Origin of the sequence: Mesorhizobium sp. BR1-1-13, from assembly GCF_020165515.1 — a bacterium.
In the GTDB taxonomy this organism is placed as follows: domain Bacteria; phylum Pseudomonadota; class Alphaproteobacteria; order Rhizobiales; family Rhizobiaceae; genus Mesorhizobium.
Genome location: NZ_JAIUIH010000009.1, coordinates 65,011 through 82,750, shown reverse-complemented (window position 1 = coordinate 82,750; position 17,740 = coordinate 65,011). Strand labels below are relative to the sequence as shown.

Below are 17,740 nucleotides of genomic sequence, written 5' to 3'. Positions count from 1 at the left end.
CGCTATTTCCCGTAGTAGAGAGTGACCGTGTGCTTCGCTTCGGCGAAGAACAGCCAACGCTCGACCAGCATGCCGGCAAACTGTGTGACCGCGGCGAACGCCGATGCGAGCGCCGTGAAAGGCCATGGCAACACGAACGCGGCAATCAGCAGCAAGGCGGGCAGCGCGAAGCCCAGGAGTTGGGTGATCCGCCGCAGCTTTGCGCTGTGCTTGCGCGCGATGTGAAAACCCATTTCCTTGAGCAAATAATTTTCCTCGGTATGCGGCCATTCCAGCGACCTAACCGTCCCCCCGGCAAGCCCGGTTGCGGTGTTGGCGTTGGTGGGGATTTCCAATTGGTCGTTGTACCGCCAGGTCGCAAGCTTCCAGGCCCAACCGAGCAGGGTCAGCAGTACGCAGGCCGCCAGAAGCATTTTAGAACCGACGGCAAAGCCTTGGCATAGCGCGGCCAGAAGCACGCTGCCGCTCATCGCCGAGAAGATGACATAGCCGGGCAAGGTGTAAGGGCTGTGCCACTGAGCGATGGGTTTCAGCGAGGCATAGATCATGCCGGTCATGCAGACGGTGATGATGGCGCCAATGGTTGCCAGAAGTCCGGCGGCGGCGACCCAGCCATCGGTGCGGCCAAGAATGACCCAGCCAATGCCGAACAATCCCGCCGGGACGAAGGTGGCGACCGAGGCGACGCCTTCGCGCGACAACCAGGAACTACGCCATTGCGAGAAGGCACGCCAGGCGCGTTCGGGGCGGCCGAGATGGCCGGTCGAGGACAACAGGCCGGCGGTGATCAGGCCGAGCGCCAGTCCCATGCTGATGAAGCCCAGCCAGAAATCGGGTGCGATGACGCCAAGTGGCGCCAGCAGACCGAGCAGCGCCAGCAGGCCGTAGCCGGCGCCGGTGGCGGTGGTGAAGAAGACGACGGAGAAGGCTGGATGCATGGGGGTCAGTTCGAGAGCATGCGGTCGACCCAGCCGAGGAACCCACCCTCGGCCCGCACCGGCTCCAGGGTTGGCGCAGAAACCTTTGCCGCGCGTTGGGTATGGGCGCGCGGCGGCAGGTATTTGTTGGTCGGGCGGTAGCCGAGTTCCGGCATCAGGTCGATACCGCCACGCTCCTCAACCAGTTGCGACACTGCCGAGGCGGGGTCGCCGAGATCGCCGAAATGCCGCGCGCTGGTCGGACAGGCGGCGACGCAGGCCGGCACGCGGTCCTCCTCGGCTAGATTGTCATTGTAGATGCGGTCGACGCAGAGCGTGCATTTCTTCATCACGCCGACATCGGTGTCGAACTCGCGCGCACCGTAGGGGCAGGCCCAACTGCACAGTTTGCAGCCGATGCATTTGTCCTCGTCGACCAGCACGATGCCGTCGGAGGCCCGTTTGTAGGAAGCCCCGGTGGGACACACGGTGACGCAGGCCGGCGTCTCGCAATGCAGGCACGAGCGCGGGAAGTTCACCGTGCGGCCGCCCATCGCGGTGGTGTGCTCGTAGCTGTGCACGCGATTGAACCAGACCCCGTCGACATGGCCGCCATAGGGGTCGATGTCGGTCAGCGGCGCCATGTGGCCGCCGGTGTTCCATTCCTTGCAGGCGGTGACGCAGGCCTGGCAGCCGACGCAGGTGTCGAGATCGATGACAAGGCCGAGTTTCTTCTCGGTGTTAGCGGGAAGGCAAGTCATTCCGCGGCCTCTCTCTTACGGCGGAATTCGGCACCGAAGGTCAACTTGTCAGGCACGGGCTCGAAATGCGGCGGCTGCTGAAAACGCTCGAATTGCGGCTCGGTGAAGCCGGCTTCCTCCGCCGCGCATTTGACGATGCGCACGCGCAGGTCGAACCACGCCGCCTGACCCGTTACGGGATCGGAATTCGAATAGCGCCTGCCATTCGCATCCCCGGTCTGGTCGCCGATAATGTGGTTGAGCAGGAAGCCGCGATTGCTCTCGGCGGCATCGTCCTTCAGCCCCCAGCTGCCGCGCCTTTTGCCGATGGCGTTCCAGGTCCAGACCGTGCTTTCGTTCACGCCCTGGACCAGCTTGATCTGTCCCTTGACCTTGCCATTGGTGCTTTCGATCCACACCCAGTCGTCGTCGGCGAGGCCGAGACCTGCGGCGGTCTTCTCATGCACGAACAGCCGGTTTTGGCTGGTGATTTGCCTCAACCACGCATTCTGCGAACCCCAGGAATGGTACATATGCATCGGCCGCTGCGTCAGCGCATGCAGCGGATATTTTTCGGTGTCGACGGCCGCTTCTTCAAACGGCACGTACCAGAAGGGTAGCGGGTCCATGTAGGTCTCGATGCGCTGGCGTTCGCTCTCGGGCGGCACGGCCCGACCATAGCCGCGCGCGGCGAGACGAAAGCGCTGCAAGGGTTCGGAATAGAGCTGGAAGACGACTGGTTCGGCCTTCGGGATGAAGCCCATCTGCACCGCGAAATCGAGATAGGACCGGTTGGCCATCTTGTAGTAGCGCTGGTCCTCGGCGAAATCGTGGTGCCAGAAGCCGCCATTGCCGATGTAGCGCTGCAACTGGTCCGGATTTGGCTCGCCCTTGCCGGTCGAATTGCCGTCCTTGCCGCGCCAGCCGGCAAGCGGGCCGATACCGGGCGCGCGCTCGTGATTGACGATGTAGTCGGCGTAGTCGGCATATTTGGCCGCCCCGTCTTCCCTGACGAAACCCGGCAGGCCGAGGCGCGCGCCGAGTTCGATCAGCACCGATTGGAACGGGCGCACGTCGCGGTCCGGCTCGACCACGGGATGGCGTATGGCATCGCCCGGTCCGTCGGCATGGCTGATCGGCCGGTCGAGCAGGCTGATGCAGTCGTGCCGTTCGAGATAGGTTGTGTCGGGCAGCACGAGGTCAGCGAACGGCACGGTCTCGGAATGATAGGCGTCGGAATAGATGATGAAAGGGATCTTGTAATTGCCCGCCTCGTCGCGGTCGGTCAGCATACGAATCGTCTCGACGGTGTTCATCGAGGAATTCCAGGCCATGTTCGACATGTACATCATCAGCGTGTCGATCTTGTATGGATCGCCGGCCCAGGCGTTGCGGATGACGGTGTGCATCAAGCCGTGCGCAGCGAGCGGCGCCTCCCAGGAATAGGCCTTGTCGATGCGGATCGGCACCCCTGCCTCATCGACCAGAAGGTCGTCAGGCCCGCAGACGAAGCCGAGCGGCATGCCGTCCAGTGGCGTCATCGGCCGGACGTTCTTGCCGGCAGGCTTCGGTCCTGGCGGCGCGCAACGCGGATAGGGCGGTTTGAAGCGGAAGCCGCCCGGAACGTCCACCGTTCCGAGCAGCACCTGCAGAAGATGAATGGCGCGGCAAGAATGAAAACCGTTGGAATGGGCTGAGATGCCGCGCATCGCGTGCATCGACACGGGCCGCCCTTTGATCGTCTCGTGGCGGCGGCCGACCCAGTCGGTCCACGCCACCGGCAGTTCGATCGTCTGCTCAAAGGCGACATGGGCGAGTTCGGCGGCGATCCTGCGGATCGTCCCGGCGGCAATGCCGCAGCGCTCCGCGACCGCATCGGGCGAATAGCTCTCATCGAGGTATCGATCGGCGATCAGCTGGAACACCGGAACGCAGCGACGACCGTCGACGGTGAAGCTGCCGGTCAATGCCGGTTTGGCGCTGGCGTCGGCGGCGCGGACAGGCACCTTCGCCACCCTGTCCCAGGCGAGCAGGTTGCCGGCGCTGTCGCGGACAAACAGCCCGTCATCGGCCGCACCCGGATCCTGGATGACGAGCACATGGGCGTTGGTGTAGCGCAGGAGATAGTCGAGATCGACGCGGCCGGCCTTCAAGAGCTCGTGGATGAGGGCAAACACGAACAGGCCGTCGGTGCCCGGCCGGATGCCGATCCAGTCGTCGGCGATGGCGTTGTAGCCGGTGCGGCATGGATTGACCGACACAACCTTGGCGCCGCGCGCCTTGAGCTTGCCGAGGCCGATCTTGATCGGGTTTGAATCATGGTCCTCGGCGACGCCGAAAAGCATGAAATATTTCGTGTTGTCCCAGTCGGGCTCGCCGAACTCCCAGAACGAGCCGCCGATCGTATAAAGCCCGCCTGCGGCCATGTTCACCGAACAGAAGCCGCCATGGGCGGCGAAGTTCGGGGTGCCGAACTGGCTTGCCCACCAGCCGGTCAGGGACTGCGACTGATCGCGGCCGGTAAAGAAGGCGAGTTTCTTCGGGTCGCTGCGGCGGATATTCGACAGCCGCTCGGTCGCGATCGAAAAGGCCTCCTCCCACTCGATCTGGCGGAATTCTCCCGAGCCGCGCGGGCCGGTGCGCAGCAGGGGCTTTTTCAGCCGGGCAGGGCTGTAATGCTGCATGATGCCGGAGCTGCCCTTACCGCAGATCACGCCGCGATTGACGGGATGATCCCTGTTGCCGTTGATGTAGCGGACCTTGCCGTCCTTGATGTGCACGTCGATGCCGCATCGGCAGGCGCACATATAGCAGGTCGTCTTGGCGACGCGGTCGGAGACGGCGGGCGAGGTGTCGACGCCATCGTCCTCGTCGGGCGCGTTCGTGTCGGCGAGCGGGCGTTGGGACGGGGCGGAATTCGCGCCGCGCAGAGATCCTTGGGTCATGATTCCCGAGCGCTTTTGCGGTTCGCGGCTTTGGCCCTTGTTTTCGGCCCGGGACCGCGCATGTAATGCTCTTCCGGATGATAGCGATCGCCGGCCAGCCGTCGCCGCAGACCGCGGGTCCAATGCGCGAACAGGGACTTGAACCGCCCGATCATTTCATTCTCTGTCAATCGGTAGCGAATTTTTTCTAATGGCGATTGAAAACTTAGAATAAAGCTATCAACCCGTCTAATCAGTTGTTCTTGTAAATTCGATCGATATTGGTTCTTAATGCCTTATGACACTTGACCAGTTGCGGATATTCGTCGCCGTCGCCGAGCGCGGCCACATGACCAAGGCGGCGGAGCTGCTGGGCATCTCCCAATCGGCCGCGTCGGCCGCCATCCGCGCGCTTGAGGAACAGCATGGCGTCCATCTGTTCAACCGCGTCGGCCGCAACATCGAACTTGCCCAGACCGGTCACCGGTTCCTGCCAGAAGCCAAGGCTGTACTGGAACGAGCCGCCGCAGCACGCAATGTGCTGGAACATGTCTCGCAGACGGTTGCCGGCAGCCTTTCCATCGCCGCCAGCCTGACGATCGCCAGCTACTGGCTGCCGCGCCGGCTGGCGTCCTTCCACGAAGCCTATCCTGCAGTCAGGCTGAGCGTCAGCATCGGCAACACCCGGCAGGTCGAAGCCAGCGTGCTGGATGGAACCGCCGATCTCGGCCTGGTCGAGGGGCGTACCGAGTCCGACTTATTGCGCCGCGCCAAGGTCGATATCGACCGGTTGATGCTGGTTGTCGCCAACTCCCATCCGGAGATCGCCGAAACCGCGCCGGGACATCCAGACATCAGGGGCCTGCGCTGGATCATCCGCGAGGGCGGTTCGGGCACGCGCGAGGTGCTGGAGGATCTGGCGCGCCGCGAAGGGATTTCGCTTGACGATCTGCAGATATTTCTGGTGCTGCCGAGCAACGAGGCGGTTCGCCAGGCGGTCGAGGCCGGTGCCGGAGCCACCATCATTTCGGAGCTCGTCGTCGGACGCGCCATCGCCGAAGGCAGCCTGCGGTCCGTGCCGCTCGAATTGCCGAAACGCGACTTCGCCATGATCACACATCGCGACCGCCAGGCAAGCTTGGCCCAGATGGCGCTCAAGGCGCATTTGGGGGCCGACGAGAAGGCGTCCGCGCGTTCGTGAACTGTCCGGATATCAGCCGAACTTTCGCTGCGCGTCCAGCGCAAGGCCAAGTCCGACCGAGCCGAACATGTCGCCCTCGATGACCGAAGCCTGAGGCACCAGCGACAGGATTTTTTGTCTCGCCAGCGGGATCGCGGTGGATCCTCCGGTCAGGAACACGGCGGTGACGTCGGACGGCCTGACCCCGGCGTCGCCGATGGTCTGGCCGACCGTGGCGGCAACGCGCTCGATGTCCCTGGCGATCGTGGCGTCCAGCGCCTCCCGGGTGATCTCGGCGGCGAACTGGACTTCCGGCAGCTTCACCTCGACATCGGCCGAGACCTTGTCGGTCAGTTCGATCTTGGCCCTCTCGACAAGAGCGGCCAGCGCGTGCCCATACCGGTGCTCGACGATATGGATGAAGCGGTCGACGAGATCGGCGCGCTCGGCTTCGTAGCGAATCTGGCGCAGATGCGTCATCGCCTTGGCCGTGTAGACCAGATTGATGCGCTGCCATGTCGCAAGATCGATGAAGTAGCTGGCCGGCAGGTTGCGCTTGCCGTCCTTGGTAGGGCTGAGGTGGCCGAGTTCCGGCATCACATGCGCGATGCTGAGCAATCGGTCAAAGTCGGTGCCGCCGATATGGATGCCGCGGCTGGCCAGGATATCGTCCTTGCGGTCAGGCGAGCGGGCACGCTGCGGCGAGACCCTTACAATCGAGAAGTCCGACGTGCCGCCACCCATGTCGATGATCAGCGCCAGTTCCTCGCGCGTCACCTTCTGCTCGTAGTCGAGGGCCGCCGCGATCGGTTCGAACTGGAAGGCGATATGCTTGAAGCCTTGGGCGCGAGCGGCTCCTTCGAGCTCGCTTTGTGCCCTGGCATCGGCCTCGGCGTCGTCGTCGACGAACTGCACCGGCCGGCCGAGCACCACGCTCTCGACGGCGCCGCCGGCATCCTCCTCCAGCCTTTTTCGCAGATGGCCGAGGAACAGGCCGACGATCTCCATGAAGCCGATCGATCGCGCCTTGATGCGGGTCTTTTCCTGCGCGAGCGCGCTGCCGAGCACGCTCTTCAGCGAGCGCATCAGCCGGCCTTCGACGCTGTCGGTGTAGTTGGCGATGGCGTGCCGGCCGAAACAGGTACGGTTGTCCTCGAAGTTGAAGAACACGGCGCTTGGCAGCGTGACCTCGCCGCCTTCCAGCGCGACGAGGTGCGGCTGACCGCCCCTGACCACGCCCACGGTGGAGTTGGAAGTGCCAAAATCGATGCCGGCGAATGCTGGTCGCATCGCAGCCTCCTGTCATCTCTGCCTAGGCAGTGGTTCGGCGCCGCCTGTGAAGCGTGCGCTCTCTGTGGTCCGAGGTGATCGGACCGCTCTGCCGAATTGAATTGTGCGTGTTGCCCGGGGGGCCGGGAGGTGGCGGTCTATAGCATGATCCGGGAAAGGGAAACCCCTTTGCAGGAGCCTTAGTCCTTGCGGAAGATCAACCTTCCGAGCCAGCCCGTCACCATGGCCAGCGATATGGCGAAAACGCCGTAGAGGAAGGAATAGTCGTGGGCGACACGGAAGATCGACTGTTCGAAACCGGATTTGCGGATTTCGAGCTGGGCCGAGCTCTCCTTGATGAACAGGCCGCTCTTGAACAGGAACGCGCGCGCCTTGTGGGTGCCGACCGGAACGTTCGGCGCTAGCCGCACCGTGGCGCGGAACAGGTTCTGTGACAGGAACTGGACGCCGCCGACATTCTCGCTGTAGAGACCGGTCGCGGCCTTACGTTCGCGCAACGCCGCGGTGAATTCCTCGATCGTGGCCGGGCTGTCGCCGGCATCGGCCGGCTGCATGTAGAGATTGGAGGCGCCGAGCGACAATTGCCTGTAGCTGTTCGGCTCGGTGATGTCCTGCAACGGCCGCGTCGTCGCCACCGAATAGGACACCGGCACGTTTTCGAAGGTCTCGGATTCCAGGTTGACCCAGACGCCGAGCACCCGGTCCTTGCGGCGCACCACCACCGGCTTGGGTGGACCTTCGAGCACGACGATGATGTCGTAGCGGCCTTGGCGCGCCACCAGCGGATCAGGATTTTCCAGCGAGCCGAAAATGGTCAGGTCGGCCCCGGAAAAGCCGGCGGTGATCGAGACTTTGTCGGTGGAAAGGCCGATCTGGATGCTTTCGGTCGGCGGCGTCTGCGCGTTCGCGGGTGCGGCGATCACTGACAGAAGAGCGGCGGTTGCGAGCGCTTTCAGGCCATTCATCAGTTGAAGCCCGCGCCGGACAGCGAATAAAGATTGGGCGGCGTGACGAAGAGGTCGATGGCAAGCCTTATCGCCACCGCCAGCACCAGCATCGCCAGCAGCGCTCTCAACTGCTCGCCGCGCAGCCGCTGGCCGGCCTTGGCGCCATATTGCGCGCCGGCGACACCACCGGCCATCAAAAGAAAGGCCAGCATCACGTCGACCGTCTGGTTGGTGGTGGCGTGGACCAGAGTGGTGTAGGCCGAGGTAAAGATGATCTGGAACAGCGAGGTGCCGATGACGACGTTGGTCGGCACTTTCAGGAGATAGATCAGAGCCGGCACCATGATGAAGCCGCCGCCGACACCCATGATAGACGACAGGAAGCCGATGGCCGCGCCCAGCCCAAGCACGGGGATGACGCTGACGAACAGCTTCGAGGCCCTGAACCGCATCTTCAGCGGCAGGCGGTGGATCCAGTTGTGCTGGCCGGATTTCTTCAGCACCGGTGCCGCGCCGCTGCGCGTGGCGCGTAGCGCGTTGATGCTTTCGACCAGCATCAGCCCGCCGACGGTGCCCAGAAGCACGACATAGAGCAGCGAGATGAACAGGTCGAGCTGTCCCAGCCTGCGCAGGAAAGCGAAGACGTAGATGCCGCCGGTGGAGCCGACGATGCCGCCGGCAAGTAGCACCCCGCCGAGCTTGAAGTCGAGCGTGCCGCGCTTCATATGCGACAGCGCGCCGGAGAAGGATGAGGCGATGACCTGGTTGGCGCCGGTCGCCACCGCGATTGCCGGTGGGATGTTGTAGAAGATCAGGAGCGGCGTGATGAGAAAACCGCCGCCGACGCCGAACATGCCCGACAGAAAGCCCACCGCAGCGCCCATGGCCAGCAGCACGAAGACGTTGACGGAAATTTCCGCAATCGGGAGATAGATGCCCACCCGTCGGTCTCGATCAGTTTGCCAGTCGGCGAATACAGCCGTTGCGGAGAGTATCGCACCGAAAAGCCAATTTTTCCTTGCGCCGAAGCGGGGGGGGGGGGGGGGCCCACCCCCCCCCCCCCGCGCCGAAACAAAAAACATCTCAAGCAGTTAACAGGCAAATGTGTGGCGGGGGCGTCGCGGATACGACGCTTCTGCCGCTATTTGCGCGCCAGCAACGCCTTGACCAGCTTTTCGTCGACCGCACCGGTCGCGGGGAGCTTGTTGTCGGTCTGGAACGCGACGATCGCGTTCTTGGTCTTCACGCCCATCACGCCGTCGGCGCCGCCGGCGTCGTAGCCGTTCTTGTTGAGGATGAGCTGGATGTTCTTGACCGCCTTCTTCATATCGATGCTGGCCGTCGTCTGCGGTGTGCCGTCTTGCCAGGATTCGGGAATGTCGGCCGAATTGGCAGCCTGATCGAGCGGCTTGGCCTTCCACAATTCGGTGGCGGCGCGGGCACGCTCGAGTTGCTCGGGCCGCAGCGCGTTGGCGATCTCGTCGCGCTTGGCGGCAGCGTCCTTGTCGCCGGTCTTGGCGACGAGCGCGAACCATTTGTAGGATTCCTCCAGGTTCTGCTTCATGCCGACGCCCTTGGCGGCGAGGATGCCGAGATTGAACTGGCTGTCCTTCACGCCGAGATCGGCGGCCTCCTGGAACCAGTGCGCGGCCGATTCATTGTCGGTCACGCCGTCAGCGGCCATGGCGAACAGCACGGCCAGATTGTGCATGGCGCTGGCGTTGCCCTGCTCGGCGGCGAGCTGGTACCAGGTCTTCGACTTCTTGATGTCGCGCGGAACGCCGATGCCCTTCTCGTAGAAATTGCCGATGCGATACTCGGCCGGAGCGAAGCCGAGTTCCGCGGACTTTTCATACCATTTGGCCGCGGCCGCCATGTCTTCCTTGACGCCGCGCGCCTCGGAATAGCGCGAGCCGATCTCGAACAGCGCCTTGGCGTCGCCGGTGGCTGCGGCGTCGCGCAGGGCGACCGGGCCTGCGTCGGCGGGAATATCGAATTTGGCCGTGGCCGCGGGAGCGCCGGCGGGCACGACGGCGCCGGTGGTGTCCTTGGCCATGGCCGGTGCAGCCACTGTCGGTTGGATACCGTTCTCCGCATCCCTCGTTTGCGCCCCGCCGGCGGCAGCGGAAGGTGCCGGAGAAGAAGGAGCCGCAGCAACGGGATCGGCGGAAGCCATCGCGTCGGGGCCTGCCGCACCGGCGCCGGCAGGCATGACGGGAGCCGTCGCCGGAGCCGGTTCCGCCGTCGGGCCGGCGTTCGTCGGCCCATCGCCATCCGACGGCATGGCGAGCGCGGTCTGCGCCACCATGTCGTCCTTGACCGTCGGAGCGGAGGGCTCGGCCTGCCTGACCTCACGGGCCGGTTCGCTGTTCGCTGCCGCCAACTGGGTTTCCGGCCTGGGCGGGCTCGCGGCGTCGACGGATGCGGTTTGCAGCGGCTGCGAGGCAACGGCCGACGCGTCATTGTTTGCTACCTGGGCGGGATCGGCGAGGAACGCCTTGCCAAGCTGCAGGCCGGCAAGCGCCAGCATGATCGCGGCGGCCGCCATCAGAATCGGCTTGCGCCGCGCCTTGAGCAGGTCGCCGATCCTGAGCGCCTTCACCGGTCCCTTCATCGTCGACTGGCGTTTCAAGGCGTCGGCCTCGGCGGCGGCGGCCTGCGCCGCGCGGCGGGCAGCCGCGATGAAGTCCGATTTCGCGGCATCGCTGTCGCTGAGCTTTGCCGGCTGCCCGCGCTCATCGCGTACGCGCTTCATGATGGCGTTGAGGTCGGGCGCGCCGGAGCCGGGCTCCAGTGGCCGGTTGGCCATTTTCGGGTCGAGCGGCTCGTCGAGATCGACGTTCGGGATTTCCGGGCCCGGCACCGAGCCCGCCAGCGGCGGAACGTCTGCTTCCTTCTTGCCCTTGAAGGCGCGCGCCAGGCCGCCCAACATCGATTTGCGGCGGCCTGCCGGCTCGCCCTTCCCGGCGATCGGATCGGAACCAAGCGCGGCCATGGCGGCGGCGGCCGCCGCCTCCGCGGGCGAGCGCGCACCCGGCCCGCGTGGCGAAGCAGGCTGGCCACGCATGATCGCGGCTGCGCGGCCATCGAGATCGGCCATGTCCCCGGTCAGCGGCATGGGTTCGTCGATATCCATCGACGGAGCATCCACGGCCATCTTGCCGGCTCGCGCACGGCGCCTGCCGATTGCTTCATCCGGGCGCGCGTCCAGGAGCTCGCTCACAGCCTCGGACGGTTCGCTGGTTTCCAGCGAACCCAGCCTGTCGACAATCTTGAGCAGCGTGTCGTGGATGGCCTCGAACGTTCTCGAGTTACGCTCGTCGGAACGGCGCGTCAGCGTTTCGAGCGTCTTCAGATCCTGGGCAAGGCCGGAAACCGCCGACGTGTCGGCGCCTGAGCCGGCCAGCGAGCGGACCGCATTCTCGGCCGCCTCGCGCGCCGCGCCAAGGATGGAATCGCGCGTTCCCGCCAGCGCCTTCTCGATTTCATTGAGGCGTGGGCTGATGTCCTCGAACTCCGGCAGCGGTGCGCTGGGCCTGGACAGGTGGGCGGACAGGCTGGCGACTTGCGCCTCCAGGCTGCGGATCAGCGCCGGATCGATGCCGGCGACTTGCGCGGCGGACGAGTCCAGCCGGCTCGAAATGTCTTCGAGCCGGCTTTCCAGGCCACGGATCGCGGCCTCACCGGCAGGATCGGGAATGCGTGTTTCCATGCGCTTGGCTAGCGCCGTGAAGCGGGCATCGATGGCTTCCATGATGCCGGCGCCGTCGACTTGCGGCATGCGCTGGTCGAGCCGGTCGGCGACCTCGTCCAGCCGGCGCTCAAGGTCGCGGAACAGCATGTTGCCCTGTTCGATGGCGTCGCCCTGGCGCCGTTCCATCATCGACGACAGCACGTCGAAGCGTTGCTCCAGCCCGTGGAAGATATAGTCGGCGTCGGGCATGGCCGGCGCCTGGTCGATCTTGTCGGCGATGAGCGCGATCTGCTTGGCCAGCCGTTCCATTGCCTGCTCGGGCAGGGCGGCGCGGCCGGCGAGTTCGTCGACTCGGCTCGACAGCGTGTTCAGCCGGTCGACGACGGCGTTGCCGGGGTGGTCCTGCGCCACTTCCTCGATCTGCCGGGCAAGCGAATCGATCCGCTTCTCGATGCGCTCGAAGGCTTCATGGTCGAGCGAATTGGCCTGTGCCGCGACGGTCGAGGCGACGATGGCACGGGAGATCTCGTCCAGCCGCTCATCGATCATGGCCAGCGTACTGCCGCCGCGATTGTCCTGCTGGCTGGCGAAATGATCCACGGCGCTGGCCAGCGTGCGGACCTTTTCCTCCAGCGAGCGCAGGGATAACGATTCCGGCAGGTTGTTGACGGCATTGCTGATCTGCTCCAGCCGATCGGTCAGGCCCGAAATGGCGGGGTCCGGTGAGCGGTTGCGCTGGTCGGCGTCGACGCGGTCCTCGAAGGCCGTCCAGCGCCGATCGAAATCGTCCCAGCGGCGGTCGACCTTCTGCACGCTCTCCTCGCGCGCCAGCGTGTCGAGCGCGGCTTTGACCTGTTCGAGTTCGAGCCGCAGCATGTTGACGCTTCTGTCGTCGCTTTTTTCCGACAACGTCTTGATGGCGCCGGAAAGCCGCTCGAATTCGAGGCCAAGTTCGGCGCTGCCTTTGCCCGAAGCGCCTGACTTGGCGTTTGCCAGCAGCGCGCGGTCGATGTCCTTGCGCAGCGCCTCGAATTCGCTCTGCAGCCCGGCAGTCATCTGGTGGCGCAATTCCTCACGCATGCCGCGCAGCTCGCCGGCGATCTTGCCGACCATGGCAACGCTGTCTTCCTGGCCGCGGATGCGGTCGATATCGCGGGCAAGGTTCTGGTAGTTCTGGCCGACGGCCGGCGCCGGCATTGGAGCCTGCGGGTGCAGCGCGGGCTGCGGATCCTGGTACCAGCGCGGCTGAGCCGAAGGCTGTGCGGCGGGATAGCGCGGTTCGGCGCCATAGTGGCGGGGATCGGGACGTCCCATCGTGTCCTCGCGCGTCCTCTCCAGGCGCTGTTCCAGCGTCTCCAGCGAGCGGTTCAACTGCTCGAGCGTGGTCTGAGGCCTGCGCTGCCTGCCGGCGTTGAGTGTATCGAGGTAGGACCGCTTGCTGTTCATCGGTGCGTCCGTCTTTCAGATTGGCCGGTTTGCGACCAGCTCCCCAAATCCTCGCCGGAACGAAGGCGACCGCACCACGGTGGAAGACAAGCTTCCCGGGTTTCACCCGCGCTCCGAAAAACCGTGAAAAAATCGATACAGGATAAACACGGGTAGCCGACATGCGCACAATTCGCCCAACGTGGTAAACAACGCGTTAACTCGGTGCGGCTCTTTTCTGCGGGGGTCGTTAAGGGTATTTTTAATGAAGCGTTAAGTCAGAAGTTCTCGCTGTGTTCCAGTCCATCATCCTCGGCGATTGCCAAAATGTGCCTAGCCTCAAACACCACAAGATCTCCCGCATCTAGCCCATCGATGCCTATTGGACTATTACTGAGGATGCCTGTGTAGGACCCATTATCGTCAGCCTCCGTCACCCTTACCCACATCCGCTCGACCCCCTGCTCGCCCGCATCGAATCCGAGTTTGACGAATCTGCCGACATCGACATTGCTTCGTTCATATCCCGCTGGAATGTGAAACGTGTCCGGATATTCCCTTGACATGTGCTCACCATCGACAAGCCTGTAAGGTAACTTGATCTCAGTCACGCCTTTCCTCCTTCGCGCTTCTTCACTCTGGCGTCCGCGAAGCGCTCTGCCGCCTGCAAAGTCGCGCGATCGTAAACGGCGGCCGTGGTCTTGGTTGAGGCATGACCTGCCACCTTCGAGGCATCGTCTGTCGTTGCGCCAGCTGCCCGTCCTTCGGTGATGCCGGAGGCTCTTAGGTCGCGCGCCCAGACGTTTGCCGGGATGCCTGCTGCCTCTCGGTCCTTGCGCCAAAACTCGCCAAAATAATTCGAACTGTACGGCATGCCCGTGTGCTCACATACAACGACAGGGCCTGCGCGTGCCGACTCCGGCCAATGCGCCAACTCTTCCATCACCATTGGCGCCCTTGTCAGCGGGAACGTCACGGACAATCCTGTCTTTGAACTCGTCTTCGACGGAACATATCGCATCACCAAGTCCTGGCCGATGTCCTCCCAGCGAAGTCCGAACCATTTCTTGGTCATCTTCATGCTAGTGTGTGGCGTCATAACGACATCACTAATCAGCGGCGAGTCGATTGGCCACCATTGCCCGATGACGTCCCACAGCCGAAGCGTCGTCTCAAACACAAGCGCATAGGTAAGCGCCGAAGATGGGCGACCGTCAGCGTGGGCCGCAGCGCGCAAAGCGACCACGTCGTCCGCAGTGACCGTGGATTCCCTTCGCTTTGGGCCGGGTATCTTTCTGCTGGTGGTTTTTAGAACCTCGCGCAACTCCATTGCCGCACGTAGCTCCGGAGAGCCTGGTTTTGAACTCATCACGAAGAACGAAATAGCGGCGTCTAGTACGGCGCGCATCATTTTAGAGGCGGCAAGCTTCGTGCCCTGGCCCGACCAGGCATCGTGCCATTTTTTGAGGTCGACACCTGTGATGCTGTCGATGCGGCGGTCTCCGATGGCGAACTCGAGGCGCTTGGCATAATAGTCATAAGGATGGCGGGATCCGGGACGCAGCGTAAAGTACGTGCTGTCTGGATCTTTGCTGTACCTATTGAGAATGTCGCCAATCGTGTAATTGAAGGAATCGATGTTCTGGCGAAGACCGGTCTTCCATGCGCTCTGCTCGGCTTGAAGCGAGACGCACTGCGCAACCAATTCCTCCGGCCTGTCCTTGAGGTGCGATAGATTGAAATTGGCTGGCTTAAATCCTTTTTCGGACGCACGCCAGTACGGCGTCACGCTAGCGCGACGCTTCTGCCAAATAAGACCGGGCGCCTTTACCCTTTCTTCTTGTTCCGCGTTTTCCATTGGTCCAGTCCCAATTTCTCTTCTCCGTCAGGCTTCGCGACGGCAAAGCCAGCCGTCTGCCCAAAGTACCCCTCGTAAAACCTCTTGACCAGCGGCACGGCAAGCCTGGCGTGCAGCGCGTCGGACGCAGGAAAGCCGCGGCGCCGCAGGACCGGAAGAACCTCACGTATCCATTTTTCCGCGCCGGACTTGCCTACGATTGCCGTGGCAACTTCTTTTTCGGTTGCGAAGAGCGACAGGCCGTCGAGCGGCCTGAACACAATGGCTGCGTTATCATTCGCCGGTGTCATGCCACATCCTCAAAGGTGAACTTTTCTCCATTGGGACCAACGCAAACGGCTCCGAGCGCACTCCTGAGCGGCAGCAACTGCGTAACAGCCTCGCGGCACTGTGCCTGCGTCATTCCGATAGTCTTCACGTCGGATACGCCAGCAAAACCGCCGATCGCTATAATGAGAAACCACATTGTAAGCTCCTTGTGAAAATGGGCGGTGGCGTGTCGCTCCGCCACCGCCCTCAACCGCACCTCTTCGCCCGTTGCCATGCTGCTGCACACATGATCTGCATTGGGCTACTTGCCTCCGCAAAAGGCGAGGTGTGGTTGATTGGTTTGCCTGCCGCTGCTCGTACATGGGTTTCGCTTCGCGAGAGGCAGCAGGTACGGCTTGCGCCGTATTGGTTGGGTGGCGGCTACCAATTCTCGGTCTTCATCATCCACATGGCCGCAACCCGACGTCGCTACTCCGCTTGCGCGGGGTGGCGGCGCCATTCAATCCAGAGGTTTCGCAACAGCCGTTTCTCAACGTAGCGGTGCGCCCTCATGGAAACGTGCTTTTTGTATGACTCCTTGCCCTTGTTGCTGACTGTAACTGGCAAGCCAAGTTTTTCAGCCTCGAATCTGGCGCGGTCGGCGTAGACCTTCTGATAGTAGGTCAGTTCCGGGTTGGCCCAAACGTCTTCGCCGAAGGCGGGGCGCCACTTCCCCATGCCGCCAATGACATGCTCGCGCGCCACATAGCTGACCGAGCGACGCTGTTTGTTGTAGCCGTGGGCAATCCAGTCATCCTTGGTTGCGCCCTCGCCTGGTGCGCCCTGTCGGTTGCCTGACATGACGGCAAGCCCGAGACGCTTCCATACCGCGCTGACAGATTTGTACGAACCAATGTCACCGCACTCGCCGACGATGGTGGCGAAACTGATATCGCCAAAGCCCTTCACGTCCTTGACCCATTCGTAAACCGGCAGGCGCTTGACCGCCTTGACCATGGCTTTTTCGTAGACGGCACGCTGTGCGTCGAGCGGTTCCATCGCCATCAGATACGGCGCGATGTTGACGTGCATCGGGTGCGCTGGATCCGATACGATGACGCGATACAAGTCTTCGTTTCGCTTGCGCGCCTTTGCCTTAGCTTCGTCGCTGGCGAAGTCGTCGTCCGTCATCGTTGCAAAACGTATGGACGCCATGCCTTGAAGCTTGAGTTTCGTCTGCGCCTTGATCATGCCCTGCCGCAAGCGATGCAGTGTGACGATCTCGGCTACGTTTTCTTGCGTGGCAGGGGTTGGCGAATAGGGTGCCAGCGAAACATGTCCGCTGGACCACTCTGGCGGGTGAAAGATGGGTTGCTGTTCCACTGTGGCCAAAGTGGATTGGAGTTCCTGATGCGGCACCCATTCGATGGGCTCCTTAGATATCCTGGCCGCGTCAGGAATTAGGTTGCCGACCGCACCATGTGTGTGGGTTGAGGTGACGTCCAGACAGTCGGCAATGGGGTTGCTAGCAAGCGGCTGCGCGGGCGAGGGTTGCGAGGGTTTGTTGGCCTGCTCGTTAGCAATTGGTGCGCGCCGCGAATTCCGGATGGTTCTCGTAGCACCAGTGGCAGCGCGCTTGCGGGTTGTCGTTTCGACAACGGCGCAAAGTTCAGATGGGTTATTCGATTCAGTGAACATGGTCATGTTCCAAATGGCGCAGCTAGTTTCGGCCTAGCGGCATGCCGTAAAGGGTAAGCAGGCGCGGCGGGTTCCTGTTGGGTTTCGCGGCAACCTATGGCCGCGCCTGCTTGTGGTGTTTGCTTGCCGTCGCTCGTCGGCCTAGGGTTCGGAGCATTCGTTGGCAACGACAAGCAATTAGCTATGGCGGCGCGTATTGGGATGGACTCTAATCCCTCGAATGCCGCCCCATCCGACTATACGTCGGAACTCATAGCCTCCTTATGCAGACGCTCAACCGCGGCATCGCCAAGGTCGCCAATCTTCTTGTCGCCAGCGGCGCGTCCTACCGCCACAAGGAATCGTGCGTTGCGCACGGCGCTCGTGCCTTTCGACAACTCGACTTCGCCATGCGCCAGAACCTCGCCGCCCGTCCATTCGCGAAGCGCCTTAACCGCGCCTCCGATAGTAAACGGCAAGTCCATAAGCGCCGACTTGATTGTGCGGCCAGCCATTCTCATGCGTGCCTGCGTAGCCTTGGCAGCGTCGTTCATGCGGTGCGGCGCCTTAGCGAAGGCTGTCCCGCCATGCTCGCGTAATATGCCAGCACGCTGCGTCTGCGGCACTTCGTTGATTAGCTTGCGCGCGCCGATAAGCAGAAGCTCGTCCTTGTATCGCGCAATGTTGCTTGCGTAGTTGGCAAGCTTCGTAGCTGCTGCGCTCAAATCGCCGCCAGCCTCATCAAGCATCTGCCGCGCCAGGCTTTGCAGCGTTAGCGCCTTGGCTCCGGTAACGTGTCTTGCATACGCGTTCATGGTTGCTCCTCTGAAAATTGTACG

Annotated in this window: 14 protein-coding genes; 1 reads left to right on the top strand and 13 read right to left on the bottom strand. The window is 63.0% G+C overall.

Annotation, left to right across the window (positions count from 1 at the left end; all coding sequences use genetic code 11):
* Positions 1-2: 2 nt before the first annotated feature.
* Genes LB533_RS20685 through LB533_RS20675 form a run of 3 tightly spaced genes read right to left on the bottom strand, consistent with a single transcriptional unit; the run spans position 3 to position 4,602 of the window.
* Positions 3-938, bottom strand: a complete 936-nt coding sequence (locus LB533_RS20685) for a dimethyl sulfoxide reductase anchor subunit family protein (RefSeq protein ID WP_224678147.1) — start codon at positions 936-938, stop codon at positions 3-5.
* A 5-nt stretch (positions 939-943) separates the two neighbouring features.
* Complete coding sequence (locus LB533_RS20680; RefSeq protein WP_224678146.1) at positions 944-1,678, bottom strand: 4Fe-4S dicluster domain-containing protein; 735 nt, start codon at positions 1,676-1,678, stop codon at positions 944-946.
* Positions 1,675-4,602 carry a molybdopterin oxidoreductase family protein gene (locus LB533_RS20675; protein WP_224678145.1) on the bottom strand — a complete coding sequence of 976 codons (2,928 nt, stop codon included), beginning with the start codon at positions 4,600-4,602 and terminating at the stop codon, positions 1,675-1,677. Before LB533_RS20675 ends, LB533_RS20680 begins: the two co-directional genes overlap by 4 nt.
* Positions 4,603-4,879: 277 nt before the next feature.
* Here LB533_RS20675 and LB533_RS20670 point away from each other — a divergent pair, with 277 nt between their 5' ends.
* Positions 4,880-5,782 (top strand): LysR family transcriptional regulator, encoded by a 903-nt coding sequence (locus LB533_RS20670; RefSeq protein WP_224678144.1) that lies wholly within the window; start codon positions 4,880-4,882, stop codon positions 5,780-5,782.
* A 12-nt stretch (positions 5,783-5,794) separates the two neighbouring features.
* Here LB533_RS20670 and LB533_RS20665 read toward each other — a convergent pair whose 3' ends face one another.
* The 10 genes from LB533_RS20665 to LB533_RS20620 form a co-directional block, all read right to left on the bottom strand.
* Positions 5,795-7,051 (bottom strand): Hsp70 family protein, encoded by a 1,257-nt coding sequence (locus tag LB533_RS20665; RefSeq protein ID WP_224678143.1) that lies wholly within the window; start codon positions 7,049-7,051, stop codon positions 5,795-5,797.
* A gap of 179 nt (positions 7,052-7,230) precedes the next feature.
* Positions 7,231-8,016, bottom strand: a complete 786-nt coding sequence (locus tag LB533_RS20660) for a TIGR02186 family protein (RefSeq protein ID WP_224678142.1) — start codon at positions 8,014-8,016, stop codon at positions 7,231-7,233.
* Positions 8,016-8,939 (bottom strand): sulfite exporter TauE/SafE family protein, encoded by a 924-nt coding sequence (locus LB533_RS20655; protein WP_140496679.1) that lies wholly within the window; start codon positions 8,937-8,939, stop codon positions 8,016-8,018. The genes LB533_RS20660 and LB533_RS20655 overlap by 1 nt, the downstream gene beginning before the upstream one ends.
* Before the next feature lie 200 nt (positions 8,940-9,139).
* Positions 9,140-13,138 (bottom strand): peptidoglycan-binding protein, encoded by a 3,999-nt coding sequence (locus LB533_RS20650; protein WP_224678141.1) that lies wholly within the window; start codon positions 13,136-13,138, stop codon positions 9,140-9,142.
* Positions 13,139-13,395: 257 nt separating this feature from the next.
* Positions 13,396-13,728 (bottom strand): DUF2314 domain-containing protein, encoded by a 333-nt coding sequence (locus LB533_RS20645; RefSeq protein ID WP_224678140.1) that lies wholly within the window; start codon positions 13,726-13,728, stop codon positions 13,396-13,398.
* Positions 13,725-14,975 carry an integrase gene (locus LB533_RS20640; protein WP_224678139.1) on the bottom strand — a complete coding sequence of 417 codons (1,251 nt, stop codon included), beginning with the start codon at positions 14,973-14,975 and terminating at the stop codon, positions 13,725-13,727. Before LB533_RS20640 ends, LB533_RS20645 begins: the two co-directional genes overlap by 4 nt.
* Entirely contained in the window at positions 14,945-15,265 is a 321-nt protein-coding gene (locus LB533_RS20635; protein ID WP_224678138.1) for a hypothetical protein, read from the bottom strand. The genes LB533_RS20640 and LB533_RS20635 overlap by 31 nt, the downstream gene beginning before the upstream one ends.
* Positions 15,262-15,441, bottom strand: coding sequence for a hypothetical protein (locus tag LB533_RS20630; RefSeq protein ID WP_224678137.1), 180 nt, complete (start codon positions 15,439-15,441; stop codon positions 15,262-15,264). Before LB533_RS20630 ends, LB533_RS20635 begins: the two co-directional genes overlap by 4 nt.
* 272 nt (positions 15,442-15,713) lie before the next feature.
* Positions 15,714-16,922, bottom strand: a complete 1,209-nt coding sequence (locus tag LB533_RS20625; RefSeq protein ID WP_224678136.1) for a hypothetical protein — start codon at positions 16,920-16,922, stop codon at positions 15,714-15,716.
* 236 nt (positions 16,923-17,158) lie between these two features.
* Entirely contained in the window at positions 17,159-17,716 is a 558-nt protein-coding gene (locus tag LB533_RS20620; protein ID WP_224678135.1) for a hypothetical protein, read from the bottom strand.
* Positions 17,717-17,740: the final 24 nt, after the last annotated feature.